Below are 26,843 nucleotides of genomic sequence, written 5' to 3'. Positions count from 1 at the left end.
GGGCGTTGCGGTTCCCCGCAAGAGCGGCGCGCGGAACCCGACGAAGGCACTGAGAAGCCCCCACACAGAAGCCCTACAGCGCAATCCTGGAGAGAGAAATGGACATCGCAAAGCTGACCGCGCCTCGCGATCTCAGTCCATTTTCGGAAGCTCTCCATGCCTGCCTTTCTCGTTCTGGATTCCATCTCCCTCGCCACGCCTGACGGACGCCCGCTGTTCGATCGATTGACGCTCGCCCTGGGGCGTGAGCGCACCGGCCTTGTCGGCCGCAACGGCTGCGGCAAATCCACCTTGCTTCGCCTGATCGCGGGCGGGATCGAACCAGCAGGCGGATCGCTGCAACGCATCGGTTCGATCGGCATGCTCGCGCAACTGACCGATGAACGGCTGACGGTCGACGAAGCACTCGGCGTCGCCGCCGGCCTTGCCCGCCTGCGCCGGCTCGAGCGCGGCGAAGGCTCGCTCGATGACGCGGCGGAGGCGGACTGGACACTGGAAGCGAGGATACAGGCGGCGCTGGCCGAAGCCGGACTGCCGTCGTTGCCGCTGCACCGCCCGATCGTCTCGTTGAGCGGGCGGCGAGCGAACCCGGGTCGCGCTGGCGCGCCTCCTGATCGAGGCGCCCGACCTGCTGCTGCTGGACGAGCCCACCAACAATCTCGACACCTGTGGCCGGCAGGCCGTGGCGCAGTTGCTCGAACGCTGGCAGGGCGGCGTCCTCGTCGCCAGCCACGACCGCGCGCTCTTGGAACGCGTCGACCGCATCGTCGAGCTGACGCCGGTCGGCATCAGCATATTCGGCGGCGCGTGGTCGGCCTTTGCCGAGGCGCGCGAGGCGGCCCGGGCCCGCGCCGCCGAGGACCTCGAGCGCGCTTCGGACGCCCTACGCAATACCGAACGCGCCTTGCAGAAGGCGCGGGAAAAGAAGGCGCGACGCGACAAGGCCGGCCGCGCCTGGCGCGCCAAGGGCATCGAAGACAAGATGTTCATGGACCGCGAGAAGGAGCGCGCCGAGAACAGCGCCGCACGCCAGAGCCAGCTCGCGGGCCGCCTGATCGGCGAGCGCACCGAGGCGCTGGAGATGGCCAAAGCGCAGGTCGAGATCCTGACGCCGCTTTCGATCGATCTGCCGCGCACCGATCTGCCCGGCGGGCGCGAACTCATCGCCTTCAGGGATGTGGCGATGGCCTTCGGGGAGCGCCATCTATTCGGACCGCTGTCATTTTGGGTTCGCGGGCCCGATCGGATCGCCGTCCGCGGCGCCAACGGAAGTGGCAAGACCACCTTGTTCCGCTTGATCACCGGCGAGCTGAAACCCGCGAGCGGCGACATCAACTGCCTCACCGACCGCATTGCCGTGCTCGATCAGCACATCGGCCTGCTCGATCCCAGGCTGAGCATTCTCGACAATCTGCGTCGCCTGAATCCGGAGCTCTCGGCCAACGAGGCGCACGCCGCGCTGGCGCGGTTTGCGTTCCGTAACCGGGCGGCACTGCAGATCGCGGCAACGCTCTCAGGCGGCGAGCGGCTGCGCGCGGGCCTCGCCTGCGTCTTCGCACGCCCGCAGCCGCCGTTCCTCCTGCTGCTGGACGAGCCGACCAACCATCTCGATCTTACCTCGATCGAGGAACTGGAAAATGCGCTGAAAGGATTCGACGGCGCGCTGATCGTGGTCAGCCACGACGAGACATTTCTCCAGGCGATCGGAATCGGGCGGGAGCTTGCGCTCGGCCAGAGTCTTTCCGTTTCGACGTAATCGAAACGGAAAAGGCGCTAGATTCCTGATTGACGCGTTTTCTTCACGCGAACCGGCTCCCACTTCGCTTGAAAACGCTTTAGTTGGAACGCGGCGGCGGATTGGCGACCTGCGGCGTCAGCGCAAGCGGCGGACGTGGCTTCGGCCTGGCGGCGCCCGGCGCGGGCCTCACATCGATCGGCGGCGGCAACGGCGCGACCTGCGGTTGGCCCGCGACGGGCGCAGGCGGCGCATTGACGACGGGCGGACGCGGCGCCGTCGTCTTCTTCGCCGGAGGCCGCCGTGGGTCGCGACCCTTTGGGGTCACCGGCGCGGGCGGCGGCGCCGCCTCCGGTATCGGCAATTGTCCATCCGCAGGCAGCACGATTGGCGGTGGTGCCGGCGGCGGCGGCTCGCCACGTTCGATGGCATCGAGCCTTCGGGTTTCGTGGTCGATCGCGCGCACCGCCAGCCACGAAGACAAAGGCGCAACGTCGACGCTACGGCTCAGCGCGTCGGGCGTGCCGACGGCAAGCAGTTGAATCTCCGGACGCCCGGTCGTCATCGTCAGGGAAAGCGCGGCGCGGATATCGGCCTGATCGGCGGCGATATCGTATCCGCCGGAGACGGTGGCCCGCACACCATTGCCGTCCAGCGTCGTGGCGCCCACGCGAAACCGGCCGTCCCTGACGGTGAACGGGATTTGCGCAGAAGGAACCGCAAACGCGCCGGCCGGAAGAGCGGATTCGACGATCTGCTTCAGCCGGACGTCGTCCTTGGCCTGCCCGCTGTCATTGGCGCGGACCGCTACTTCGAAAGCGCGCGGATCGAGGCCTGAAATCCTGGCCGCCTCCAGCGTCAGCGTTCCGCTGCCGGACAGCGCGCCTGCCAGCGCCGAGGCGCTGCGGCCCTGGCTCGTCAGCGTCATCTGCATCGATGCGCGGCCGGCGGGCATCGCGAGGTTGCGATAGCGCAGCGCCGTGCCGTCGACATCGGAGAACTGGAGGCTCGCGTTCAACACGATTCCGTTCGCGCCTGGCTTGACATCCATGCTGGCGGTGACATCGCCGCCGCCGATCTTGCCTTTGATGGCATCGAAGGTCAGCGACTGGCCGTCGCTCTTGATCACCCCGCTCACCGGGCGCAATTCGCTTCCACCCGGAAGCACGCCGCGCAACGCCTGAAACGCGATCCGGCCGCGCCAGCCCTTCGCCAGTCCAGCGCCGAGCGGCTCGGCAGCATCGTGTCCGGCAGCACCGAGTGCCAGGGCAAAGGCCGGCGCCAGCGCGAGCTGCTCGGCGCCGATTTCACCCTCGATATCCTTCTCGCCGAGCGTCACCGCGACGCGGCCGCGCAGGCGCGAACCACTGATGCTGCTGTCGAGATCGTCGAAGGTCAGCCGGTTGCCGGTGAGCTGCACGCGTGACGACAGGCCGATGTTCTGCGCCAACGTATCCGCCGGCTTGAGATCGAGCAGCGGCCCGAAATCGGCGCTGCGAACTTTTAAGGAGAGACTGGCCTTGGCCTCCTGCGCCCAAGGTTCGGCGGAGCCTTCCGCTTCGGCATCGAGTCCCGTTCCCGAGATCTTTGCCTTGAGCCGCAACGGCGCACCCCACGCGCCGGTCGCGGTAGTCTCGAATTGCGCCGGTCCATCGCCTGCGGTGACGGCGCGATCGAGGCCGAGCAATGCCAACAAGGCACGGCCTTGCTGGGACGACCATTTCGCCTCGATTCCGACTTCACTGTGCCGGAGTGCGGCGAAATCGGTGCCCTGAAGCGCCGCGACGGCCGGCTGAGCGGTGATCGTGGTGACGCCCTTGAGCGTCGTGGAATCCAGATCGGCGACGGCGCGTGCCTGGACCCGATCCGACTGCCCGGCATTCTTGGTGAGGTCGAGCGCCAGTTTCAGGCGCGCCGGGCCCGGGCTGGTCCCCATGGCATTGAGGCGCGCCGCCAGTGCCGGAGAAAATGGAACGATCAGGCTGGTCAACCGATCGAGCGAGGCTGCACTCGAATTGAGCGCGAACCACCCGGTCGCATTGGCCCGGTCGAAATTGCCGGCGCCATCCAGCGTCACGCTCTCAAACCGGCCGATCTTCAACTGCTCAAGCGCCAACTTCGCCGGCGAGTAGGCCAATCTGGCGAGCAGCGGACTAAGCTCCTGGCCGGCCGAGGTGGCCTGGCCGATGTCAAGGGAAAGCCTTCCCTCGTCCGGCCACTCGCCCTGCGGTCCCGCCAGCGACCGCGCAAAGGCGGTGGCGGCATCGAGATCGAGACGCTCCGCCTTCAGTTCCGCATCGATCCGGGAGCCGCGATCGGTTTGCCGGTGCGACACCATCACCCGCCCCTCCACCGTGCCGCCTTCGATGTCAGCCTTCATGGTGTCGATGGCAACACCTTCGGGCGCCACGGTCACGTCGCCGCGCAGCCGAAGCGGCTTCTGGCTGCGATAGGCGATCTCGCCGCGGCCCTGCAGCCAGGTCAGCAGCGCCTCGGGATCGGAGGATTCGACGCTGAGCGCGGCCTTGAACCGGTCCGGCGCAACGCTCTTCGCACCGGCCTCGCTGAGCGAAACCCTGGTTGCGCCGGGCGCGCGGAACTCCAGCCTGTGGATGCGCCAGGATTTGGCGTCGCCTTCCAGCTCGGCAGCGATGTCCTGCAATGGGCGTCCGCCCAGCATGACCTGCTCGGACGCGAGTTCGATCTGCGCGGGGATCGGCAGATGCGGAGTAACCGAAGCGATCGCCCGCAGCGCCGGTAACGCGCGGGCTGGTTCGGCGGCATTGTCCTTGGTGACGAATCTGTCGGCATCGAGCTGGCGCGCCGAAAGCGCCGCACGCAACAGCGGCGATGCGCCGAAGCGAATGTCGCCGTTGCCGGAGAGTTTTAGCGCGCGCTCCTCGGCGCCGTAGGTCACCTCGACTTGTTCGAGCCTGGCCGCCGAGTAATCGGTTTTGACTTTCGCCGCGATACGCCACGGTGGATCGTTGCCCTTGCCCTTCTGTCCGGGAGGAGCGACGAGCGTCATCGCGCCCTCGAAGCGCGGGGCGCGGGTATCGAAATTCAGGATACCGTCGAGATCGATGGCGAGCGGGCGCTGCCCCGGATCGATATTGAGATGAACGCGGGTGCCGTTGCCGTCCGGCCCCTGCCCCGAAGAGACCCGAAACGGGTAGCGCGTGCCCGACAGCATGAAATTGCCGTCGCCGCGGATCGAGCCGGCCAGCGAGCGCACGTCGCCGCCAAAGGCGATGTCGTTGAGTTCAAGCGTGCTGCGGCTGTTCGCATCGTGCAAGGCGATGCGGCCAGTGAGATTGAGCCGATCGATCGCCAGCGACCCCAGATTGACCGTCCCGGTCGTCGCCGGCCAGTCGATCCGCCCCTTGGCGTCGAGCCCGAGATCGAGCGACATGCCGTTGATCGTCAATTCGGTCGCGCGCACCTCACCGCGCATCAGCGAGCCCAGGCTGAATTCCACGTCGAGCTTGTCGGCGCGAACCTTGCCGAGATCGTTGGCGCCGCCGACCGCGACCGAGTGCAGTTGCAGCGACGGCGCGGGCAATAGCCGTGCGTCGAGCTTGCCGCCGACACGGACCGGCGCGCCGATGATCCGCGTCGCCTCAGCCTCGAATTGCGGCCGGAACTGGCTCCAGTCAATAAAATACGGCCCGACAAGCGCGGCAATCAACGCAATGATGAAGGCGATTGCCAGGCCGAGCAGCGTCGTCTGCACGGTATCTCCCCTTGAACCGCCCCGGCGCGCAGGGCGCGCTACGCCGAACCCGGCCCCGGAGCAGCCCGGAATATAGAGAGAAGTGCGGCGAAGTCACAGCGTCATACTGACAGGCGCCCCACCCGGCTCTCCAACTAGAGCCCCGGTTCTGATTAAATCAGAACCGGGCTCTAGGTTTTTGTTTTGACGCGTTTTCTTTACGCGAACCAGGATCCACCCCGGATCAGGTCCGGGGCAGGGTTTCGCTGGAAAACGCTATGGCCGCCGCCGGGGCTAAAAACCGCCGCGAGGCGGCTACCAGCTCGCCGGCAGCCGCTTCAGGCCGCGCAGCACGAAGGTCGGCCGCCATTCCGGATTGAGCGCGTCATCGAGCCGCAGGTCCGGGATCCGCCGAAGCAGGGTCGAAATCGCCACTTCTGCCTCGATCCGCGCCAACTGGGCGCCGAGGCAGAAGTGGATGCCGCCGCCAAAGGACAGCGGCTTCACATTGGGCCGGGTGATGTCCAGCCGCTCCGGGTGGTCCGGATAGACCGCGGGGTCGTGGTTGGCCGAGCCGAGCAGGCACAGCACGCTCTCGCCCTTCGGGATGCGTTTACCGCCGAGATCGTCGATATCCTCGAGCGCCACCCGGCCGGTCAACTGCACCGAGGAGTCGTATCGCAGGAATTCCTCGATGGCGTTGGTGATGAGCTCGGGCCTGGCCTTGAGCAGCGCGAGCTGGTCGGGATTGCGATGCAGCGCCAGCAGGCCGTTGCCGATCAGGTTGACGGTGGTCTCGTGGCCGGCACCGAACAGCAGAATGATATTGGCGGTCAGTTCCTCGTTGGAGAGCTTGCTGCCGTCTTCCTCCGCCTGCACCAGTTGCGTGATCAGGTCGTCGCCGGGAGTCTTCCGTCGCAGCTCGAACATCTGCTGGAAATACATCGCCGCCATCGCATTGCCGGCGTTGCCCTGCTTGATCTCCTCCGGCGTCAGCGGCACTGGATCGAGCAGGCGCCCGCCATCGCGGGAACTCGTATAAAATACCTCGCGATGCTCCTCGGGGATTCCGAGCATGTCGCAGATGATGGTGACCGGCAGGCGGAACGCGAAATCCTCGATCAGGTCCATTTTGCCCTGCGGGATAATGCGGTCGAGCGTCTCATCGACGATCTGCTGGATGCGCGGGCGCATATCCTCGACCCGGCGCGCGGTGAAGGCCTTCACCACCAGCCCGCGCAGGCGGGTGTGGTCCGGCGGATCCTGCTGCAGCATCCAGTGGCTCATGCTGCGGAACACCGGCTCGTCCATGATCTTCGGACCGTAGCGGCGGATGGTGCGCTCGACATAGTCCTTGCCGAACCGTTTGTCGCGGACCACGAGGCTGGCCTCGGCGTGGCGGCTGCAGACATACACGCCGAGCGGCGTCAGGTGCACCGGATCGGTGGCGCGCATCCGCTCGTAATGCGGATAGGGATCGCGAATGAAATCGGGGGACAGCGGATTGAACAACGGCGCGCTACTGGCAGTCTGAACATGCTCGTTCATGGTGACCTCAACTGGTTGCTGGCGCAGTTCAGCGCGTTCCCCCGGTCGACTGAAACTCGATACATTATTGTATTGAGTTGCATTCTCGCCTAAACTGGGCGGATGTCAAGAGTGCGAACGAGACCCACACGGGACGATACCCGCGAAAAGCTGTTCGAGGCGGCGGCGCGTGTGTTCGAGGAACAGGGAATCGGCGGCGCCAGCATCGAGGCGATCGCGGCGGCGGCCGGCTTCACGCGCGGGGCGTTCTATTCGAACTTCAAGAGCAAGGACGAACTGATCATCGCCATGCTCGAGGATCACGTCGAGCAATCCATCGGGCGCATCCGCGATCTGCTCGAGAAGCACAAGAACCTTGCGGATTTCATCGATGCGCTGAAGACCATGGACCGCAGCCAGCAGGATCCGCTCGGCCGCTCGCCCCTCTTGCACATGGAAATGATCCTGTTCGTGGCGCGCGCCGAAAAACGCCGGCCCGAACTCGCCAAGCGGCTGCGCGCCCGGCGAAAACTGGTCACCGACATCATCGAGACCACGGCGAGAAACAGCGGCAGGACGACAATCCTCAATCCGACATGGGCCGGCGCGCTGGTGCTGGCGCTGGAGGACGGTTTCCGTCTGCACCGCCTGATCGATCCCGAGACCACGTCACCCGACAGCTTTTTTCGCGCCATCGGCGACCTGCAGCGGGCGATGGGAATTTCAGCGGCGTGAGGCGTGCTGCGGAAACCGCTCTGCATTGAAGCGGGCCCTCGATGGGCAGCGATCGAGCGCCTTGCAATTACGGCAGCTAGCCCGCGCCGCTCTTGATATGTGCCTTGTGCATTTGTCCCGCGACCGCCCTCACCTTGCCCGGCGACGCGCGCCAGATCGCAACCGCCGACAGGATGCTGATGGCGATGCCGATCGCGAACGCCAGCGTATAGCTGCCTGAAAGATCGTACAGCAGCCCGGTCGCCCACGGGCCTGCCGCGCCGCCGGCCAGCGCCGCCAGCATGATGGTGCCAAAGATGCTGCCGTATTGCTTGCCCTGAAAGATTTCGAGCACCACCGCGCCCATGACCGAGGTCAGCCCGTAGCCGAGCACGCCTTGGGTGAAGATCATGAGATAGACCAGCGGCAATGCGGCTGCGAATTTCAAGGCGATCAGCGCGGCGAAGCAGATCGCAAAGCCGGCGCAGCTGATGGCCCAGATCCATTCGCGCCCGATCCGGTCGGAAAGATGCCCGAGCCAGATCTGGCCGGGTATGCCGAGCAGGCTGACGACACCGAGCGCCCACACCGCGACGTTGGCGCTGAAGCCGATGTCGAGCAGGAATTTGGTCTGGTGCACCTGCACCGCGTACCAGACGTACAGGCCACAGAAGTAACCGAACGAAATCCACCAGAATCGCGCGGTGCGCAGCGCGCGGCGCAGCGTCCAGTCGGTATTGGCCCACACGGGATCGACGACGTTCGAGCGAGGTGCGGCCGATGTCGCCGATGGCGCCGCATCGCCATCCGGTCGCAGCCCGATATCCTCCGGGCGCTTGCGCAGCACGAGGTTGATCGGCGCGAGCACGGCGAGCACCAGGATGCCCATCGCGGTGCAGGCGGTGCGCCAGCCGGTCTGTTCGATCAGATGCTGCACCCACGGCAGCAAGGTCACCGATCCGATGCCGACGCCGGCAAAGGCGAGCCCCATGGCGAGCCCGCGGCGGCGAATGAACCAGTTCGGCAGAAACAGCGATTGGCCGGAATAGCCGAGGCACACGCTCCCCGCGCCGACCAGCACGCCGATCGTGAGATAGAGATGCCAGGGCTGCGTCGTCAGCGGTGCAAGCAACAGCCCGCCGCCCATCAGCGCGGCGCCGAGCTCCATCACCGCGCGCGGCCCGAAGCGATCCATCATGCGCCCGATCAGCGGACTGACGGCACCCGACACCACGAAGCCGAAGGAGAAGGCGCCGGCCGTGACGCCGCGCTCCCATCCGAACTCGGAGATGATCGGCGGAAAGAACAGCGAGAACGCCGTCCGCGCATTGACGCCGATCGCCATGGTGACAAACGTCACCGCAACGATCAGCCAGCCGTAGAAGAAGGGGAGATGCATCGGGAGATTTTTTGTGTGGAGTTGCTTCGGTGTCTCGGCAATTCGATGTTTTTAGCAATAGTCTGATCAGCCATCACCTTCGCCTCCGCGGCTCAGGATAAGAGCAATTTCTCTTCTCGGGACCGTACCGATATGTGAGTTCGATGTACAACCTTATCCAGCGCGGCACCGCTTGATCGCTTTAGAATTGCGACGCGCCCTCGATCGGTTTTGCTCGCCAAGGCCCCGCCGTGGCCGGCAGCTCTTGATTCCGAGTGCTTTCGCGCGGCTCTTGCGTGGGGTTTCATACCATCTAAGATGGAGGACCAGGATCACGAAATTGGTTCAACATGAACGATGAGGCGGTGGACAAAGGCGAAGAACAAGCCGCCACGACCGGGCGATTTGTTGTTCCTGGGGCAGGCGTCGCACTCGTGCGCCAAGAAACCGTCGTGCTGCTGGTTGATCTCGTGGAATCGGTGCGGCTCATGCGAGAGCACGAAGCTTTCACCGTTCGCCGATGGGCAGATTTTGTCGGTGTCGTCACTACTGAGATACTGCCGCGCTATCACGGTATCCTGGTGAAGAGTCTGGGTGACGGCCTTCTGGCGCGTTTCGAGACGGTGCCTGACGCCGCTGATGCCGCCGCGGCGATGCACCGAACACTTGCCGCGCAGAACGCCAGCCTGCCCGAAGACCAGCATTTCGACCTGCGCGCCGGAATCAATGCCGCGATGGCGTGGAGCGACGGGATCGATATCTACGGGACCGGAGTAAACCTGGCGGCGCGGCTGGCGACGCTGGCCGGCCCGGGCGAGACGATTGCCAGCGCGTCGGCCCACGAGCAACTGGCGGCGGCCCTGGCCACTCTGGCGAATCCCGGAGAGACCATCGGCAGCGCCGCGGCGCGCGACGAACTAACGCACGGGGTCGATGCGTCGTGCGAAGACCTTGGCGAATGCATTCTCAAGCATTTTGACAAGCCGGTTCGGGCATATCGCGTTGGCCCGGCTAGTCCGCATCCAAGCCTTACTCGGCGGCACGACTATGGAACGGCCATGCAGCCGACCATTGCTGTGATCCCCTTCTCTGCGAGGAGCGACAGCCCAGCACTTTTCGATATCGGCAACCTGATTGCCGACAGCGTGATCTGGCGACTGTCGAAGGCGGCGGACCTGAAGGTGATTTCACGCCTGTCGACGGCCGTGTTCCGCGGCCGCGCGGACGATGTCGGAGAGGTGTCGGCGCATCTTGGCGCCACTTATGTCCTCAGCGGCGCCTATGTTGCGGATGCAGGCAAGATCATGGTGACCGCCGAACTCTCCGAAGCGCGCAACAACCAAGTGGTCTGGACTGATCGATTGAACGGCGAAATCGGCGATCTGCTGAGGCCGGAAAGCGAACTGGCGGATCGTATCGCCCAAGCAGTGCATTTGTCCGTACTCGATGCCGAGGTCGAGCATATTCTGACCCAGCCGTTGCCAACTCTCGAGAGCTACTCGCTGCTGCTTGGCAGCATCAAGTTGATGCACCGCTCCAGCAAGGAGGAGTTTCTTCAGACGCGCAAAATTCTTGACGAACTGATTAACCGGCATAGTCGGATCGCGGCCCCGCGCGCGTGGCTCGGCAACTGGTACATTCTGCAGGTGACGCGCGGCTGGTCTGGGGACCGCAAGCGCGAGGCGGTCGAAGCCTTGAGCACAACCCACGCCGCCCTCGATCGGGATCCGTCGGATGCGCTTGCGCTGGCGACCGAGGGGTTTGTCTACTGCCACTTGTTGAAGGACTTGGAGACCGCTCGCAAGCGCTGCAACGGGGCTGTTAATGCCAACCCCAGCCACGCCCTCGGCTGGCTCTACCTCGGTACAGTCAACGCGTTCATGGGGGAAGGGAAAGCGGCTGTGGACGCGACACGCCGCGCGATGGAGCTCTCTCCGCTCGATCCGCAACGCTACTATTTCGAGTCCCTTGGCGCGACAGCAGAGCTTGCCGCGCATCAATACGAGAATGCCGAAAGACTTGCGCGCTCATCGCTTGTGCACCACCGCATGCACCCTTCCACGTGGCGGGCTCTGACGATCTCGCTTGTCGCGCAGCAGCGAATGGATGAAGCGCGCGAGGCGCTCGCCAGGATGCGACAGCTCGAGCCGCAGTTGACGGTGGAGCGATATCTTGCGCGCATACCGAATGCTGAGCTCGAAACCGGCCGGCAATGGGCGCGCTGCCTGGCCATGGCGGGGTTGCCGTCGGGAAACGGCAACTCGAACCGGCATTGATCCTGGAGAAAAATATCTCGCGCGTGTGAAGAAACACACATTCGGAACGAGCACGACCGCGCAAATTGCAATGACGCGCTTACTGGCGGAAAGCTGACTTACTCACAGAGGAGGCAGGAATGACTCAACTGGGCGGAGCGGGCGGAGCAGGTGGTGCGGGCGGAGCCGGTGGTGCCGGTGGTGCCGGTGGTGCGGGCGGGGCGGGTGGGGCCGGCGGCGCCGGTGGAGCGGGCGGCGCGCTGCTTGGCACAATGGCCGACGCCTACGCCAATCCGATCATGGTGGATGCGCTGATCCTTGGGCGCGAAGGAACGATCGTTATTCCCGAGAATTCGACGCCCGCACAGTTCACGTACTACGCGCCGGCATTGCCACCGAACATCGACCATCCGCCGCAAATGGAACGCTGGGAGCCGTGGGTGCGCGCCTACACGGCGGTCGGTGAGATGTTGCAGGGGATCAGTTTTCAGAAGACGACGACGTCGGGTGTGGAAGATGGATTACGGGTCCTGTCATCCACCTCCGGATCGGCATCCTTGATTGCGGAAATCAGACGTCCGGTGCAGAACACATTCGAGGACCAGATTCCGATGGTACTCAGCTGGGCCGAGTTGCGTGACGAACGCGCCACGGAGATCATGGCGCAGATCGATCCCACGTACGCTTTCTGGTCGTCGATCGTCTACCTGCATCCCGACCGGACCAGGCGCACATTCGAACTCATCAACATGGTGCTGCAGTTCTGCGTGTACGTGGAAATGCGTTTCAAGCATGCGCTCGCGTGCTGGCGCCCGGTCGAATACAATGCCCAGGTGCAGCCGATGATCACGACACCGGGGCATGGAAGCTTCCCGAGTGGACATGCGACGCAGACTTATGCGGTAGCGCATGTGCTGAAAGCGCTCTTGAACCTTGATCCGAATCCGACTGCGCCTCCACCGAGATACCCGACGGTGATCGAGCAACTCGAGCGCCAGGCGGCGCGCATCGCGACCAACCGGGTCGTGGCGGGAGTCCACTTCCCGGTCGACAGCATGGCAGGACGCATGTTGGGCGTCGCCCTGGGCGAGTATTTCGTCGGGCGTTGTCTGGGGAGCACATCAACGATGAGTCGCACATTCAACGCCGGCTACGTCAATAGCCATTCCAACACGGACTTCAATCCGTTCAGCCCTAACCAGACGCTCTCCGCGGGCACGTTCTACTCCGAATCTCCGGGAGCGACCGTCACACAGTCCCTCTTGATGTATCAATTGTGGCAGGCGGCGCGGCAGGAGTGGTCAGGCAGATTCCTCTAGGCAAAGCCTCATTCTGCAACCCGAAGCGGAGAACGTTCCATGGCCGAAATGGAATTCCCGAACTGCTTTGAACCGTACCTCCGGTACGCGATCGCGACGGACTTCAAGTACTTCGAGTCTTTCGACGATGACGATTTCAGGCTGTTTCTGCTCGTGGAGTTCAAAGACGCCAGGCACGCAGCGCAATTCGAAAAAGAAATGACAGCAATGGACGATAACCATGATGGAAAACCAGGTATCGAATTCGGTCCTGCCCATCGGAAATCTCGATACGCCACGATCCGCTGCTTCAAGGCGGCGGTCGGGCCGCCGACATTTGGCAGCTGGAACGACCATGTTTCACGGGTCGAACTGTCGCTCCCGGTAAGGCCGACCGCTCCGCAACTGATCAGGAGAGCTGTTCTGCGCGACCGTACGGCGAGCGTGTATCGGCCGACAGATCTCCTAATCGGCGTCATCGACGATGGCTGTCCCTTCGCCGCTGCGCATTTTGTCAAATCCATTTTGGGCGTGGCGGCGGGCACGCGGGTGCGGGGCATCTGGGACCAGAACCCCGACAGGAATCCGATCCGGGTAGACAGCAACACCGAGTTTGGCGAACTCCTGTCGTCGGACTTCAACTATGGCCTCGAGTTCCTGCGCGATTCCGAGCCGCCGAGCCCGGGTGTGCGAAAGATCGGGCTTAACGAGTGGATCAATCTGCATTCGACGGCGGGCAGCGTCAACGAGGATGGCTGTTACGCCGAGGCAGGATTCAAGACCCTCAAGCGCCAACGCTCGCATGGCGCGCATGTGATGGATGTGCTTGCAGGGCGCGTTCCGATCTCGTCGCGCATCGGCCGGCGCGATCCGCCAAGCTGGCAATCAGCCACTGATCCTGCCGCCAGCGCCGACGTGGTGTTCGTTCAATTTTCGGAGGACTGCATCCGTGACGCGACGGGGGTATGGCTCAAATCGTATGTCGTGCATGGCATCTACTACATCCTGTCATTTGTCGACCCGACCATAACAAGGAACGTGCTCATCAATGTCAGCTATGGGCCGACGACCGGACCGCACGACGGCACGGCGGAACTGGAGAGCGCGCTGACGGAGCTTGTCACGATTTTCGACGGCTCTCCTGGAAAGCCCAAGCTCGAGATCTTCCTGCCGGCCGGCAATGCCTACCTTAGTGAAGGTCACGTCGTTTTCGAGAGGACTTCAACGCTGCCCGACCACGTCGATTGGACGTGGCGCATTCCACCCGACAATTCGGTGCTCTGTTTTGCGGAGGTTTGGATGAGAAAGAACGACGCGAGCGGTGTGATCGTCACGCTTACGTCGCCCGGCGGCCTCACTTCATCATCTACCACCGGTCCCATTCCCCCGCCCGACGGCATCCCCTTTCCGTCCTTCACCGGCGTGTACGCCCCGCGCGAATGGGGTGACAACACGGTGTGGCTGCTTGCGGTCGAGCCCACCATCGCTCATTCCGGTTTCGTGCCCGAGCATGGGCATTGGACGATCCGGGTCGATGGCGTTGGCGTAAACGCTAAGGTCCATGCCTATGTGGCCCGCAGCGACCCGAATTTGGACGTGCGCTCGGGCGCCAGGCGCTCCTATTTTGTCGACGCCGAGTGGGAGCGAACCCGGTCTGCCGAGGCCAGATGCAAGTACGGCAATGGGGAGTTCGACAAGGCCGGATCGCTAATCCATCGCAATGGCAACCTCAACGGGATTGCCACCGCCAGCGTTCCTAGCGTGCACGTTGCCGGTGGCTACATCCTTTCGAACGGACGCAAGTCGCCTTATGCGTCGGCCGGCCCTGCGCGCGGAGGTCCCCGCGTCGGTCCGGACTACGTGCTGCCCTGCGACGAGTCCTACGCTCTCGGCGGCATACGTGCCGGGGGCAACAGGAGCGGCGCCGTGTTTCGGCTAGCGGGCACCAGTACCGCGCGGCACCGCAGCTGGCGCGGCAGGTAGCCAAGCCGGCAAGTGGATTGCCCTTCCCGCCGCCGACCAACGTTCCATCTTCGACCGACATCGTAGAAATTGAGAAGCGCGGTGGCGGCAATATAGAGCCCCCGTGATGTCAGGGCCGACGCGTCCAGCTGTCGCCGTTGACAGCACCAAGAGGCACCTCGCCGGCGATAATGGCCTCCACCTGCCGCACCGTTTCCAACGCCTGGCTCTCGATCGCCGGCGGCGTCAGGCCGCCGATATGAGGCGTCGCGATGACGTTCGGCAATCTCGCCAGCTCCGGCGACGGCATCTGGTCCGGCGCGCGGCCGACATCCATCGCGGCGCCGGCGATGCGGTTTTCGCGCAACGCTACAGATAGCGCCGCCTCGTCGACGAGATTGCCGCGCGACAGGTTGATGAAGAAGGCGTGCCTCTGCATGCGCGCCAGCGCCGCCGGCCCGATCAGGTTTTCGGTTTGCTCGTTGGCAACCGCGAGACAGACCACATAGTCGGCGCGCGCCAATAGATCATCGAGCGGTACATGCTGGAGACCCTGTTCGCTGACGGTCGCAAAGGGATCGGCAATCAGAACTTCCATGCCCAACACCATGGCGATCTGGGCCAGATAACGGCCGATGCTGCCATAGCCGATGATGCCGAGGCGGCTGCCGGCGAGTTGCCGGCCCATGATGATCTCGGGGTTGCGCGCCGCATGATAATCGGCGGTCGCGCGGGACACGCCGCGCGACAGATCGACCAGGAAGCCGAGCGCCAGTTCGGCGACCGCCTGGACGAAGCCCGGCCCGGCTCGCGTGACCAGGACGCCGACCGCGGACGCCGCATCGACATCGATGTTGCGGATATCGACCGCACAGCGAACGAAGGCGCGCAATTTCGGCAGCGCCGGAAATATCTCGCCCGGTCCCGCCGTGAGCCGGTCGGCCACGATGATGTCGACATCGCCTGCGGCCTTGATCAGGCCGGCGGCGTCGAGCGCATCGTCCGATTCATGCAGCTTCACCTGCGCGATGGCCTGCAGCCCGTTGAGGCTGCGCGCGCCATAATACTGGGCGCGAGACTGCGGCGTGTGGGTCAACAGGACTTTCAACGCAGGACAGCTTCCCTACCGATCGCCAAGGCATGCAACATACTGGCTGGTACATCTATGGCCAAACCGCCACGTCGCGCAAGGCGACAGGCGTCGGCCTACTTGGTCCGGGCGACCGTGGTGCCGTCCCAATCTTCGCCGGCAGGATTTTCGAGTTGCTGCCGGCAGCGCTCGATCATCGCCGATGATGCTGCATCGTTACGGATTTTCAGCACGTTCTCGAACGCCGTGATCGCGGCCTTGAAATCACGCGCGCGGAAGGCGGCCAGGCCGGATTCATACGAGGCCACCCAATCGGGAGCGCCGTCGCGCTCGCCGGCCATATCGAGCAATTCGTAAATCTGCAGCCCTCCAGCGCGGCCATAGACCGCCAGCCGGTCGAGTTCGCGAACGACGATGCCTTTCCCCGCCAGCCGGCGTGTTTCGGGGCCGATGATGATCGTGGAGCCGTAGGCCTTGTTGGTGCTCTCCAGCCGGCTCGCAATATTCACGGCGTCGCCGATCACGGTGTAGTTCAGCCGCACTTCCGATCCGATATTGCCGACCAGCATGTCGCCGGAATTGATGCCGATGCGAATCCTGACGCGCTCGCCGTGGTCGTCGACGAGGCCGGCCTCCTCCACCGCACGCCGGCACGCCAGGGCCGCCCGGCAGCAGTCGATCGCATGATCCGGATTGGGCGATGGCGCGCCCCAGAACGCCATCACGGCATCGCCGATGAATTTGTCGATCGTGCCGTTGTGGTTTTGAATCTGCACCGAGACGCTGTCGAAATAGCGCGACAGCAGCGGAATGATGCGGTCGCCGAGCCGCTCCGACATCCCGGTAAACCCGGCGAGATCGATGAACATCACGCTCATCGGCCGTACCGCGCCGCCAAGGCGCGCGCCGTTGCCGTCGCTGATCAGCCGCTTGACGAGGTCGGCCGGAATGTATTTCCGAAACGCGGCAAGCCCCTGCGCCATGTCGCCGATCGCGCCGGAAAGATTCCCGATCTCGGTCAATCGCGACGGATGCCGCTGCACCTTGTCGAGGTCAAAACGCTCGACATGCCTGATCTCGTTGACCACCTTGATCAGCGGCGCGGCGATCAGGCGCTGGGCGAGCCATGCCGACAAAAGCCCGGCGAAAACGATCAGGACCGCCAGCCCAATCAGCAAATTCCGGATCGTCATCTGCACCGGACCGAGAAATTCCGATTCCGGCACCACCGTCACCAGCGACCAGCCCGGAAATGAAATCGGAGTCAGCACCGCCTGATAGGCCTTGCCGTCCCGCGTCACCGTGGTGTTGAACGGTTGCCCTTCGCCGGGCTCGTAGGCGCTGGCATTCTGGATCGCTTCGACCGCGATCGGAAACAGCGGATGATCGGTTTTCAGCGCCACCGCCTCGTTGGCGTTCGGATCGGGGGCGGCGACCACCTTTCCGTTCCGCTCGAGGATGAAGGCGCCGGCCGATTTTCCGACGGTGAGCTGCGACAGGAAGTTCGACACCCGCGTCAGTTCGATGATGATGGCGATGACGCCGGCAGGCTTCCCGTCGATATCGATCGGCGCTGCGAAGGCCGCCGCCAGCCGCTCGCCCTTGGGATGCGTCGTGAAGGTCGCCCAGAGTTCGTCGTTGGTCTCGATGGCGGTACGAAACCATTCCTGGTCGGTGACGGCGTATGTGGTGTCCTCGACATGGCTGTTCTTGAGCTGAAGATCGTTGCCGGCGAATTCGTACCGGTTGGTCCGCAGCTTGCGATCCGGGGTGATCTCCAGCATTTCGATCACGCCATCGCCGGCCTTGTGTCCCGCAAAGAACGAGCCATCCGGCCATCCGAACGTCACCCAGGAGATGGTCGGCTGCGACAGCAATTGCGACCGGAAAACGACTTCGCGTTTTCGGGCGTCGCGCGGCTCGAACACTTTTTCGGCCAGCAGCGTTCGCACCGCCAGCATCGACGACCGCGCCTCCGTCGTGACCGATTGCAGTTCGTCGCCCACTGCCGACACGATCTGGTCGTTGATGGTGTTGGCCAGGGTCTGGCTGACCTGCTGCGCGGTGCGCCACCACAACAGATGCACGCCCACGGCGCTGACGACGATGGACGTCAGCACGAGGGCGGAAATGGCGGTGCGGATGCCGAGGCGCATGCAGGGGTCCTGTTTTGCGGGGGCGCTGATGGGCTTTACGTGACCATAGCAGCGTCTGTTTCAGCCGCGAGGCCATTTCGGCGCCCCGGACACGGCTCTGTGACCGCAGTTGAGCCGTAATGGCGACGAAACTATCGATTGGCTGTTCCGTACAAGCCAGGACGGCGCTATGCCTTGTGGCAATTCTCGAAGGTCTCGCAATGCACGATGTTTCCATCCCGGCTGCCCTGATTGCCGGTCTCGTCAGCTTCCTGTCCCCCTGCGTGCTGCCGCTGGTGCCGCCCTATCTGATCTATCTCACCGGCGCGACCATCGAGCATGTCGCCAATGACGGACCGACGCAGGCCTCCAAGCGCGCGGTGATGGCTTCGGCGCTGATGTTCGTGCTGGGTTTCTCCACCGTCTTCGTGGCGCTCGGCGCCAGCGCCTCCCTGATCGGCGGCCTGATCCGCGCCTGGTCGGCAGAGCTCTCGATCCTGGCCGGCATCGTGATCATCGTCATGGGCCTGCATTTCCTCGGCCTGACCCGGATCGGCCTGTTGATGCGCGAGGGAAGGATGACGATGCCGAAGCCGGTCGGGTTGTGGGGCGCCTACGCCATGGGGCTCGCCTTCGCCTTCGGCTGGACCCCCTGCATCGGCCCCATTCTGGCGGCGATCCTGTCGATCGCAGCGGCCGAGGCCACCGTCACCAAGGGCGCCGGGCTGCTCGCGGTCTATTCCGCCGGGCTCGGAATCCCGTTCCTGCTGGCGGCCTTCATGATCGAGCAGTTCTCCTCGCTGTTTGCGCGGATGAAGCGGCACCTCGGCAAAGTCGAGCATGCCATGGGCATCCTGATGGTGATTACCGGCATCGGCTTCCTGACTGGCTCCGTGACCAGCATCAGCATCTGGCTGCTGGAGACTTTCCCCGCACTGCAAAATTTTGGTTAGACGCCGTAACAAGCGGCCGGGCCATACGAAATTCCTGTCAGGACCAGATCGCGGCCCGCGGCTTTTTGCGCGCGCCACGTCGCCAAATATTTTGAAGGGGGTTCGCATGTATTTCATTGTCCATCTGCTCATCCTGCTGCCCGCGCAAATCGCATCGTATTTTTCCTGGGCCGGGCCGCTGATCATGCGGTTGATCGTCGGTTACACCTTCATGCTGGCCGGCTGGGGCAAGCTGACCCATCTTGAGCAGGTGACCGAGAACTTTGTCGGCTGGGGCATCCCGTTCCCGAAAATCCTCACCCCCTTTGTCGCCAGCGTCGAGTGCTTCGGCGGTGCCATGCTGATCCTCGGCCTGTTCACGCGAATCCCGGCCGCCATGCTGGCGGTGGTCATGGTCGTCGCCATCAGGTCGGCAAAATGGGGCGACGTCGATTCACTGGAGACCCTGCTCGGCTTCGAGGAAGCGGCCTACTTCGCCGGCTTCATGTGGCTCGCCATCGCAGGCCCCGGCGCGGCCTCGCTGGACCGGCTGCTGGCGAGCACGGCCGGCCACAACGAGAAATCGACCTGAACTCACAATCCTGTGACAGCGCTGAAAAGCTGAGCCCGGATTTCGCCTACCGCGTAGCTGGCGAAACGCCAGCGTTTCCGGGAGCCGCCATGAAACTCGTCCGCATCGTCGCCTTCGCCCTCGCCGCGCTTGCAGCATCTCCGTCGTTTGCGTCGGACGGGCCCAAATGGAGTGAATGGAGCGACGATCTGTTCGCCCGCGCGCAGGCCGAGCAGCGCTTTGTTATCCTCGATCTCGAGGCGGTGTGGTGCCACTGGTGCCACGTCATGGAGAAGACGACCTATGCCAATCCCGAGGTCAGGGCATTGCTGGCCGCGAAATATCTGCCGGTGCGGGTCGATCAGGACGCCAACCCCGATCTGTCGAGCCGCTATGGCGACTGGGGCTGGCCGGCGACCATCGTGTTCGGCCCCGACGGCACCGAGATCGCCAAGATCAGGGGATATATCGAGCCGGAACGGATGCAGGCGCTGCTCAAGGCGATCATCGACGATCCCTCACCCGGACCGTCGGTCGGCGAAGCCTTTGAGGTGAAGCCGTCGAACTCGGCCTTCCTCGACAAGGAGCAGCGTGCCGCGTTGACGAAGAATGTCGACGAATCCTACGAGGAAAAGCTCGGCGGCTGGGGCGAGAACCAGAAATTCATCGACGCCGACAGCATGGACCTTGCGATCACCCGCGCCGAGGCCGGCGACGCCACCGCGATCACGCGCGCAAAGCAGACGCTGGATGCAGCTATTGCGCTGATCGATCCGGTCTGGGGCGGCGTGTACCAATATTCCGAAGGCGGCTCCTGGACCCGCGCGCATTTCGAAAAGATCATGTCGTTCCAGGCGCAGTATCTTCGGCAGTACAGCCAGGCCTATGCGCTGTGGAAGGATCCGAAATATCTCGCCGCCGCACGCAACATCGAACGCTATCTCGAAAGCTTCCTCACCAGCCCCGACGGCGCGTTCTATGTCAGCCAGGATGCCGATCTCGATCACGATACCGACGGGCAAACATACTACGCGTTGTCCGACGGCGAGCGCCGCAAGCTGGGCATGCCGCGCATCGACAAGAACCTGTATGCGCGCGAAAATGGCTGGGCCATTTCAGGACTTGCCACGTACTACAACGTTACCAACGAACCCAAGGTGCTGGCGATCGCGGAACGCGCCGCGAAATGGGTGATCGACAACCGCGCGCTGCCGGATGGCGGCTTCCGTCATGGCGGGAAGGATCGCGGCGGGCCATTTCTCGGCGATACGCTCGCGATGGGTCAGGCCTTCCTCGATCTCTATGCCGCCACCGGAAATCGCGACTGGCTCACCTCGGCTGCGAAGGCCGGCGATTTCGTCGCGACCTTCCGGGATGAGGCCGGCGGCTTCGCGACCTCGAAGACCGCGGAAGGCAAGACCGGCGCGCTCGCAAAACCCGCCAAGCTGATCGACGACCAGGTGCAGGTCGCAAGGTTCATGAACTTGCTCAACCGCTACTTCGGCAGCGAGAGCTCTCGCGAGCACGCCGCGCACGCGATGCGCTATCTCGCCAGCGCCTCAGCCGGGATGATGCGCCCCGTACCCGGGGTCCTGCTCGCCGACGAAGAACTCGCGGTCGAGCCCACCCACATGACAATCGTCGGGCACAAGGACGACGCCCGCGCCAAAACCTTGCACGCGCTCGCCCGCGCGCTGCCGGCCCGTTACAAGCGCCTGGAGTGGCTCGATCTGCGCGAGGGCAAGCTGCCCAACCCCGACGTTGAGTATCCTGATCTCGGCGAACCCGCAGCGTTCGCCTGCAGCAATCGCATCTGTTCGTTTCCCTCCTTCAATGCCGAGGAGTTGCGGGCCACGGTTGCGCAGATGGCCAGGCTGAAGAAACCAGCGCGTGGATAACTCAGTCGAGCATTGTGCAACGCAACCAAACGCCATCCCGGCTAATCCGTTGAAGCGCTGCGCTTTCTGTGCCGCGCGCGGCCGCGCAGGTCGCGGCTATGCGCAACGAAATACTCTGGAGCCGCTGGGGTTAGACATGGACGGGATGTCCAAATGCAAAAAAGAAAATTTTCTTTTGAAACTCTGTAACCAAATCGCCTGATGCCCCGTAGCTGGGTCTGGATGAACACTCTGTCACAGAGACTTGACGTTTCCGGCAAGTCTTCGTGACCCGATTGCCATCCGTCACATCGCTTGCGTTGTGGGGTCCGTGATCGAGAGATCAGCGGGTGCGCACGGCGTATTGTCTTCAAACAATCATCGAGGAGATCGTCATGAAGTTGAATTCCAAATCCGGTGCGACGCTCGCCGCTGCCGCCGCCACCCTGTTCCTCGCCGGTTCGGTGGTGTCGACGGTGTCGACGCCCGCGAACGCTGCCCAGGGCAAGTGCATGGCCGGCAACGCCTGCAAGGGCCAGAGCGCCTGCAAGGGCTCGGCCAATGCCTGCAAGGGCCAGAACGCCTGCAAGGGCACCGGCTTCTCGATGACTGGCGAAAAGCAGTGCGCCGCCATGGGCGCAAAGTTCGTCAAGGGCTGATCGGCGGATCACGTGCGAGAGGGCCCGGCGGTGCCGGGCCCTCGTTGTTTCGACCCGGCGGCCAAAATAAAGTCGGTCCGCCGTGTAACTAAGTCCGGCCCTATCCCGTAGCTAAAGCTGGGTGCAGTTTGTCGGCCGGAACTGTCGCGGCCAGCGGGCGATGCGCCCTCACACTTCTATTGGAGGATACCCATGAAGATGACTTCCAAATCCGGCGCGACCATTGCCGCCGCTGCAGCCACGCTGTTCCTGGCCGGCGCCGTCATGTCGAGCCCGACCTACGCCGCCGGCGAAGGCAAGTGCGTCGGCGCCAACGCCTGCAAGGGCCAGAGCGCCTGCAAGGGTGCGTCCAATGCCTGCAAGGGTCAGAACGCCTGCAAGGGCCAGGGTTTCTCGGAGATGACCAAGGAAAAGTGCGCCGCCGCCAAGGGCAAGTTCACGCCGTCCTAGCTACGGTTGATCGGGGTCCGGTGTGTAGGCCGGGCCTCGTTTCCATGATAGTTTCGCGACGTGGTTTTGGGAAACGGCCTCGTTCGGCGGCGCCAGCGGAGATGACATGAACGTCGCAAGCAGATTGCCAGGCACCTCGGCGGCCGCGCTTGCAGACCGTCCGGCGACATCGGCCAAGCCGCCGTTCCTCGGCTTCGGTCTCGGCCTGCGCCACCAGCATTACGACGAAATTCTTAGCGGCAATCCGCCGATCGACTGGTTCGAGGTGATCAGCGAAAACTACATGGTGCCCGGCGGCCAACCGCTGCGCACGCTCGACCGCATTTGCGAACGCTATCCCGTGGTGATGCACGGCGTGTCGATGTCGATCGCCTCCACCGCGCCGCCGAATTTCGAATATCTGCAAGCCTTGAAGGACCTCGCCCAACGCGTCGAGCCGAAATGGGTGTCGGATCATCTGTGCTGGACCGGCGTCCACGGCAAGAACCTGCATGATCTGTTGCCGATTCCCTACACCAGGGAAGCGCTCGATCACGTCGTCAGCCGGGTGCAACTGGTGCAGGACTTCCTCGGCCGCGCCATCGTGCTCGAAAACGTCTCGACCTATGTCCAGTTCAACAATTCGGAAATGACGGAATGGGAATTCCTGGCCGAGTTGTCGCGCCGCTCCGGATGCTGGCTGCTGTTCGACGTCAATAACGTCTATGTCAGCGCCTTCAACCACGGCTACGATCCCTTGACCTTCCTCAACGGAATTCCGGCGGATCGCGTGGTGCAGTTTCACATGGCCGGCCACAGCCACATGGGCACCCATATCATCGACACCCACGACCATCCGGTGTGCGAGGATGTCTGGGATCTCTATGCCGCGGCGTTGAAACGCTTCGGCCGGGTCTCGACCATGATCGAGCGCGATGACAACATTCCACCGCTCGACGAATTGCTGATCGAGGTGGCCCGGACCTGCGAGATGGCCGAGAAAATTTTGCCGCAGGCAAGCAGACGGAATGAGTGACTTCGCGCGACAGCAGGCCGAGTTTCAGCGCGGCATTCTTGATGGCGACGATACAGTGCTGGCTGAAATCCTCGATAGCCCGCAAGAGAAGCGCGAGGTGTTGTTCGGCGTCTATCGCTATGCCTATGGTTCGCGGCTGGTCGAAGCCATGCGCAACGACCATGAGCTGCTGCATCTTTATCTCGGCGACGAGATGTTCGACGAGATGGGCCACGCCTACGTCAAGGCGCGCCCGTCCAGCCATCCGAACCTGCGCTGGTTCTCGCAAGGCCTGCCGGAGTTCCTGAAATCGACCGCCCCCTACCGCGAGCATCCCGAGCTGTCCGATCTCGCCGCCCTCGAAAAGGCGCTCAACGACGCCTTCGACGCCGCGGAAGGCAAGGTCGTCGAGCTGACCGAGATGGCGGGCTTTGCGCCCGACGCCTGGTCGGGCCTCCGATTCCGGCCGCATCCCAGTGCATCCAGGCTTGAGCTTGCGACCAATGCGGCGGCGATCTGGCTTGCGCTCAAGAACGATGAAGCGCCGCCGGATGCGACCGGGCTGGAGCAGCCCGCGCATCTGCTGATCTGGCGCCAGGACGTCACGCCGATGTTCCGCGAGCTTCCGGCGGAGGAAGCGATGATGTGGGACGAGGCCGCGAACGGCATTCCGTTCGGCGTGCTCTGCGAAATGCTGGCTACCTATGACGACCCCGACAGCGCGGCGGGCCGCGGTGCGGGTTATCTGCACGGCTGGATCACCGCAGGACTTTTGACGGATGTTTCCGTCGGCTCATAATGAGGGGCGCCCGGGGAATGGAAACCGACACCGATCGCCATTTCATCGAGCGCATGCATTGGGACGAAGTCGCGCGGCGGATCGGTGATGGCGCGGTGGCAATATTGCCGATCGGCGCCGCGGCCAAGCAGCACGGCTTCCACCTCCCCCTCAATACCGACCGCATTCAGGCCGAATGGCTGGCCGGCCGGATGGCGGAAAAAATCGACGCGCTAATCTGGCCGACGCTGACCTACGGCCACTACCCCGCCTTCGTCGAGTATGCCGGCAGCAGCAGCCTGTCGATTTCGACCTTCGAGGCGCTCGTGCGCGAGGTTGCGGGACAAATTCTCGCCAGCGGATGCCTAAAGCTGCTCGTGCTCAATACCGGGATCAGCACGTTGGCGCCGGTCGACCGCGCCCTGACGCGCCTCGCGAGCGAGCGGGTCAAGCATTTGTGGATCCACGAAGGTCCGCGCTATCCCCGCGTGGCCAGGCAATTGGCCGAGCAGAGCCATGGCAGCCATGCCGACGAACTGGAAACGTCGCTGATGCTGGCGCTGGCGCCGCATCTGGTCGACATGGCGCGCGCCGAAGCCAGCCCCGACCTGAAACAGGCGATGCCGGGCGCGTTGACGCCGTCGGATCCGAATTCGCCGAATTACAGCCGCTCCGGTAGCTATGGCGATCCGACACGGGCGACAGCGGCCAAGGGCGAAGCCTTGCTCGCCGCCATGCTTGACGACCTCCACGAACAGGCCGCCGCGTTCATCTCGCAAGGCCCTGGCGAGCACCGGTCGGCCGCGGTCCAAGGCGTGCTGCGATGAAAGCCGCCGGCGCCTTTCGCTGGACCGTTACCGTAGCCGTCGTCGCCGCGATGCTGGCAAGCGCGCTATCGTTCCGCGCCGACGCGCAATCGGACTATATGCGCGGCAACCGCATGCCCTACGATGCGTTCGACCGGCTGCCCAGGACCGACCTTGAAGTGCCCGGCGGCACCATCCACGTCGCGTTCGCGCCGGGCGAGATCACGCTGCCAAAAGAAAAACTGCTCGACTGGATCAGGATGTGCGCCCGGGCCATCACGACCTATTACGGGCGGTTTCCCGTCACCTCGCTGCGGCTCTTGCTGGTGCCCGTCGATGGCGCGCGCATTCGCGGCGGCACGACGTGGGGCTATCGCGGCGCCGCCATTCGCATTCCGCTCGGCCGCGATTCCACCGAGGATGTTTTGCGGCGCGACTGGGTGATGGTGCACGAGATGGTGCATACTGCCCTGCCCGATATGCCCGATCGCTACGCGTGGCTGTCGGAGGGACTGGCCGTCTATGTCGAGCCGGTCGCGCGGGTGCAGGCCGGAGACCTCCCGGCGCGGGAAATCTGGCAGGCGATGATGCGCGACATGCCGAAAGGTCTGCCGCAGGCCGGCGACCAGGGCCTCGACAACACGCCCACCTGGGGTCGCAAATACTGGGGCGGCGCAATGTTCTGCCTGCTGGCCGATATCGAAATCCGCAAAGCCACCAATAATCGCCTCGGCTTGCAGGACGCGATGCGCGGCGTGCTCGCCGCCGGCGGCAGTCATGAGCAGGACTGGTCGATCGAGCGCATTCTCGCAACCGCCGACAAGGCCGTCGGCGTCGATGTGCTGACCCGTCTCCACAATGAAATGGGACCGAGGCCGGTGATACCGGATCTTGCTGCGCTGTGGCGCGATCTCGGATTGAAGCGGGTTGGCGAAGATATCGAATTCGACGACACCGCGCCGCTCGCGGCGATCCGCAAGGCGATCACCGCGCCGCATTCCTCCTAAGGCGCCTGAGAAGCATGATCCGGCAGCCAATCGCCGCCGGACCATCCCGAACGAAGTAATCCCGAACGAAGTTTCAGAACCGGTAGCTGGCGCCCACGCGCACAAGATGCATCTCGTTGCGGAATTCAGTCCGGATGCGGTCCCGGCTGGATAGCGTAACGCTGCCATAGTTAGCGTAGAGATATTCACCGCGCCCGACGAAATGCTTGGTGAAAGCATACTCGACGCCGCCGCCCGCTATCAGCCCGGCCTTGACCTGTCCGTCCCAGACAACCTGCTCCACGGTGTCACAACCCTTCTGAACCGTATAGCGATAGCCGTTGCTGATGCTGGCCACGCCGACACCGACCGCACCAAACGCCAGCAGGCGGTCGAACGCATAGCCTGCGCGCAGGCGGGCGGAGCCGAATGCGCCGAACTTCGACAGCAACGCGCCGTCGCCAAAGACATGCTCGTCCTGTGACGAGGTGGACTTGCCCCAATCGAATTCGCCACCGATCACAAAGCGGTTGGCGAACTGATAGTTGTAGCCGCCATAGACGCCGGCGGCGAAGCCGCCCGCCTGCCCCTCCGTATGACGGCAAGCACCATTTCGGCAGTAATCGGCGGCCCACGCCGCATACGCTCCGCCGCCGTAAACGCCCGCATAGAATCCGGTCCAGTTATAGTGAGGCGAAGGCAAGTCCGGAATACGGATTTCGGCGGCCTTCGCCGCCGGTCCTGCCAGTAAAAAGCCACAAGCGGCAACAATCCCCCAAAGAACAAAACGCATCAACGCACCTCATCACGCACGTACACGCAACACATGTTGCGGGAACAAGCAGAAGAGGGCAGTTCGGGCGCGACAATGTTTAACTCTGGCGGCGTCGTGTTGAAACAGGGCTATGTTTGGAACCAAACTGCGACGGCCGCCACAATATACAACCCTTGAGCGAACAACGTCGTTGCAGGTCCGCGCCCACC

19 protein-coding genes and 1 pseudogene are annotated in these 26,843 nt (G+C 63.9%); 14 read left to right on the top strand and 6 right to left on the bottom strand.

The genetic code is table 11. From position 1 onward, the window contains the following. Window positions 1–156 precede the first annotated feature (156 nt). Window positions 157–1,756: pseudogene (locus tag V1288_RS19475) on the top strand (ABC-F family ATP-binding cassette domain-containing protein). Window positions 1,757–1,835: 79 nt separating this feature from the next. Here the strand turns inward: V1288_RS19475 and V1288_RS19470 are convergent. Continuing rightward, window positions 1,836–5,468, bottom strand: coding sequence for an AsmA family protein (locus V1288_RS19470; protein WP_334358574.1), 3,633 nt, complete (start codon window positions 5,466–5,468; stop codon window positions 1,836–1,838). Between the two features lie 294 nt (window positions 5,469–5,762). Then, window positions 5,763–6,995 (bottom strand): cytochrome P450, encoded by a 1,233-nt coding sequence (locus tag V1288_RS19465; protein ID WP_334358573.1) that lies wholly within the window; start codon window positions 6,993–6,995, stop codon window positions 5,763–5,765. A 102-nt stretch (window positions 6,996–7,097) separates the two neighbouring features. Here V1288_RS19465 and V1288_RS19460 point away from each other — a divergent pair, with 102 nt between their 5' ends. Next, a complete protein-coding gene (locus V1288_RS19460; RefSeq protein WP_334358572.1) occupies window positions 7,098–7,709 on the top strand; it encodes a TetR/AcrR family transcriptional regulator in 612 nt (203 codons plus the stop codon). 76 nt (window positions 7,710–7,785) lie between these two features. On the opposite strand, the gene V1288_RS19455 is transcribed toward V1288_RS19460, so the two are convergent. Continuing rightward, a complete protein-coding gene (locus tag V1288_RS19455; RefSeq protein ID WP_334358571.1) occupies window positions 7,786–9,087 on the bottom strand; it encodes an MFS transporter in 1,302 nt (433 codons plus the stop codon). Between the two features lie 329 nt (window positions 9,088–9,416). Here V1288_RS19455 and V1288_RS19450 point away from each other — a divergent pair, with 329 nt between their 5' ends. From V1288_RS19450 to V1288_RS19440, 3 genes are all read left to right on the top strand, one after another. After that, on the top strand, window positions 9,417–11,342 hold the full coding sequence (locus V1288_RS19450; protein WP_334358570.1) for an adenylate/guanylate cyclase domain-containing protein: 1,926 nt from the start codon (window positions 9,417–9,419) through the stop codon (window positions 11,340–11,342). Window positions 11,343–11,461: 119 nt separating this feature from the next. Then, window positions 11,462–12,640, top strand: coding sequence for a phosphatase PAP2 family protein (locus V1288_RS19445; RefSeq protein ID WP_334358569.1), 1,179 nt, complete (start codon window positions 11,462–11,464; stop codon window positions 12,638–12,640). 39 nt (window positions 12,641–12,679) lie between these two features. Next, window positions 12,680–14,602 (top strand): hypothetical protein, encoded by a 1,923-nt coding sequence (locus V1288_RS19440; RefSeq protein ID WP_334358568.1) that lies wholly within the window; start codon window positions 12,680–12,682, stop codon window positions 14,600–14,602. 109 nt (window positions 14,603–14,711) lie between these two features. Here the strand turns inward: V1288_RS19440 and V1288_RS19435 are convergent, their stop codons facing one another. Further along, window positions 14,712–15,689, bottom strand: coding sequence for an NAD(P)-dependent oxidoreductase (locus tag V1288_RS19435; protein WP_334358567.1), 978 nt, complete (start codon window positions 15,687–15,689; stop codon window positions 14,712–14,714). Window positions 15,690–15,787: 98 nt separating this feature from the next. Beyond that, the gene (locus V1288_RS19430; protein ID WP_334358566.1) at window positions 15,788–17,827 is read right to left on the bottom strand and encodes an adenylate/guanylate cyclase domain-containing protein; all 2,040 of its coding nucleotides are present in this window, start codon (window positions 17,825–17,827) and stop codon (window positions 15,788–15,790) included. 200 nt (window positions 17,828–18,027) lie between these two features. Between V1288_RS19430 and V1288_RS19425 the strand changes: the two genes are divergently transcribed. The 9 genes from V1288_RS19425 (at window position 18,028) to V1288_RS19385 (ending at window position 25,880) form a co-directional block, all read left to right on the top strand. Further along, window positions 18,028–18,759, top strand: a complete 732-nt coding sequence (locus V1288_RS19425; protein ID WP_334358565.1) for a cytochrome c biogenesis CcdA family protein — start codon at window positions 18,028–18,030, stop codon at window positions 18,757–18,759. 106 nt (window positions 18,760–18,865) lie between these two features. Continuing rightward, complete coding sequence (locus V1288_RS19420; RefSeq protein ID WP_334358564.1) at window positions 18,866–19,330, top strand: DoxX family protein; 465 nt, start codon at window positions 18,866–18,868, stop codon at window positions 19,328–19,330. A gap of 89 nt (window positions 19,331–19,419) precedes the next feature. Further along, the gene (locus V1288_RS19415; protein ID WP_334358563.1) at window positions 19,420–21,207 is read left to right on the top strand and encodes a thioredoxin domain-containing protein; all 1,788 of its coding nucleotides are present in this window, start codon (window positions 19,420–19,422) and stop codon (window positions 21,205–21,207) included. A 374-nt stretch (window positions 21,208–21,581) separates the two neighbouring features. Then, window positions 21,582–21,845 (top strand): BufA2 family periplasmic bufferin-type metallophore, encoded by a 264-nt coding sequence (gene bufA2, locus V1288_RS19410; protein ID WP_334358562.1) that lies wholly within the window; start codon window positions 21,582–21,584, stop codon window positions 21,843–21,845. Between the two features lie 192 nt (window positions 21,846–22,037). Next, the gene (gene bufA2, locus V1288_RS19405; protein ID WP_334358561.1) at window positions 22,038–22,295 is read left to right on the top strand and encodes a BufA2 family periplasmic bufferin-type metallophore; all 258 of its coding nucleotides are present in this window, start codon (window positions 22,038–22,040) and stop codon (window positions 22,293–22,295) included. A gap of 106 nt (window positions 22,296–22,401) precedes the next feature. Continuing rightward, window positions 22,402–23,310 (top strand): MNIO family bufferin maturase, encoded by a 909-nt coding sequence (bufB, locus tag V1288_RS19400; RefSeq protein WP_334358560.1) that lies wholly within the window; start codon window positions 22,402–22,404, stop codon window positions 23,308–23,310. Then, window positions 23,303–24,088: a DNA-binding domain-containing protein gene (locus V1288_RS19395; RefSeq protein ID WP_334358559.1), complete on the top strand. Its 786-nt coding sequence runs from the start codon at window positions 23,303–23,305 to the stop codon at window positions 24,086–24,088. The genes bufB and V1288_RS19395 overlap by 8 nt, the downstream gene beginning before the upstream one ends. 17 nt (window positions 24,089–24,105) lie before the next feature. After that, window positions 24,106–24,894, top strand: a complete 789-nt coding sequence (locus V1288_RS19390; protein ID WP_334358558.1) for a creatininase family protein — start codon at window positions 24,106–24,108, stop codon at window positions 24,892–24,894. Then, window positions 24,891–25,880 carry a hypothetical protein gene (locus V1288_RS19385; RefSeq protein ID WP_334358557.1) on the top strand — a complete coding sequence of 330 codons (990 nt, stop codon included), beginning with the start codon at window positions 24,891–24,893 and terminating at the stop codon, window positions 25,878–25,880. Before V1288_RS19390 ends, V1288_RS19385 begins: the two co-directional genes overlap by 4 nt. Window positions 25,881–25,953: 73 nt before the next feature. Here V1288_RS19385 and V1288_RS19380 read toward each other — a convergent pair whose 3' ends face one another. Then, a complete protein-coding gene (locus V1288_RS19380) occupies window positions 25,954–26,652 on the bottom strand; it encodes an outer membrane protein (RefSeq protein WP_334358556.1) in 699 nt (232 codons plus the stop codon). Window positions 26,653–26,843 lie beyond the last annotated feature (191 nt).

It is taken from the genome of Bradyrhizobium sp. AZCC 2176 (genome assembly GCF_036924645.1).
GTDB lineage: Bacteria > Pseudomonadota > Alphaproteobacteria > Rhizobiales > Xanthobacteraceae > Bradyrhizobium.
This window is presented reverse-complemented; position numbering and strand designations above follow the sequence as displayed.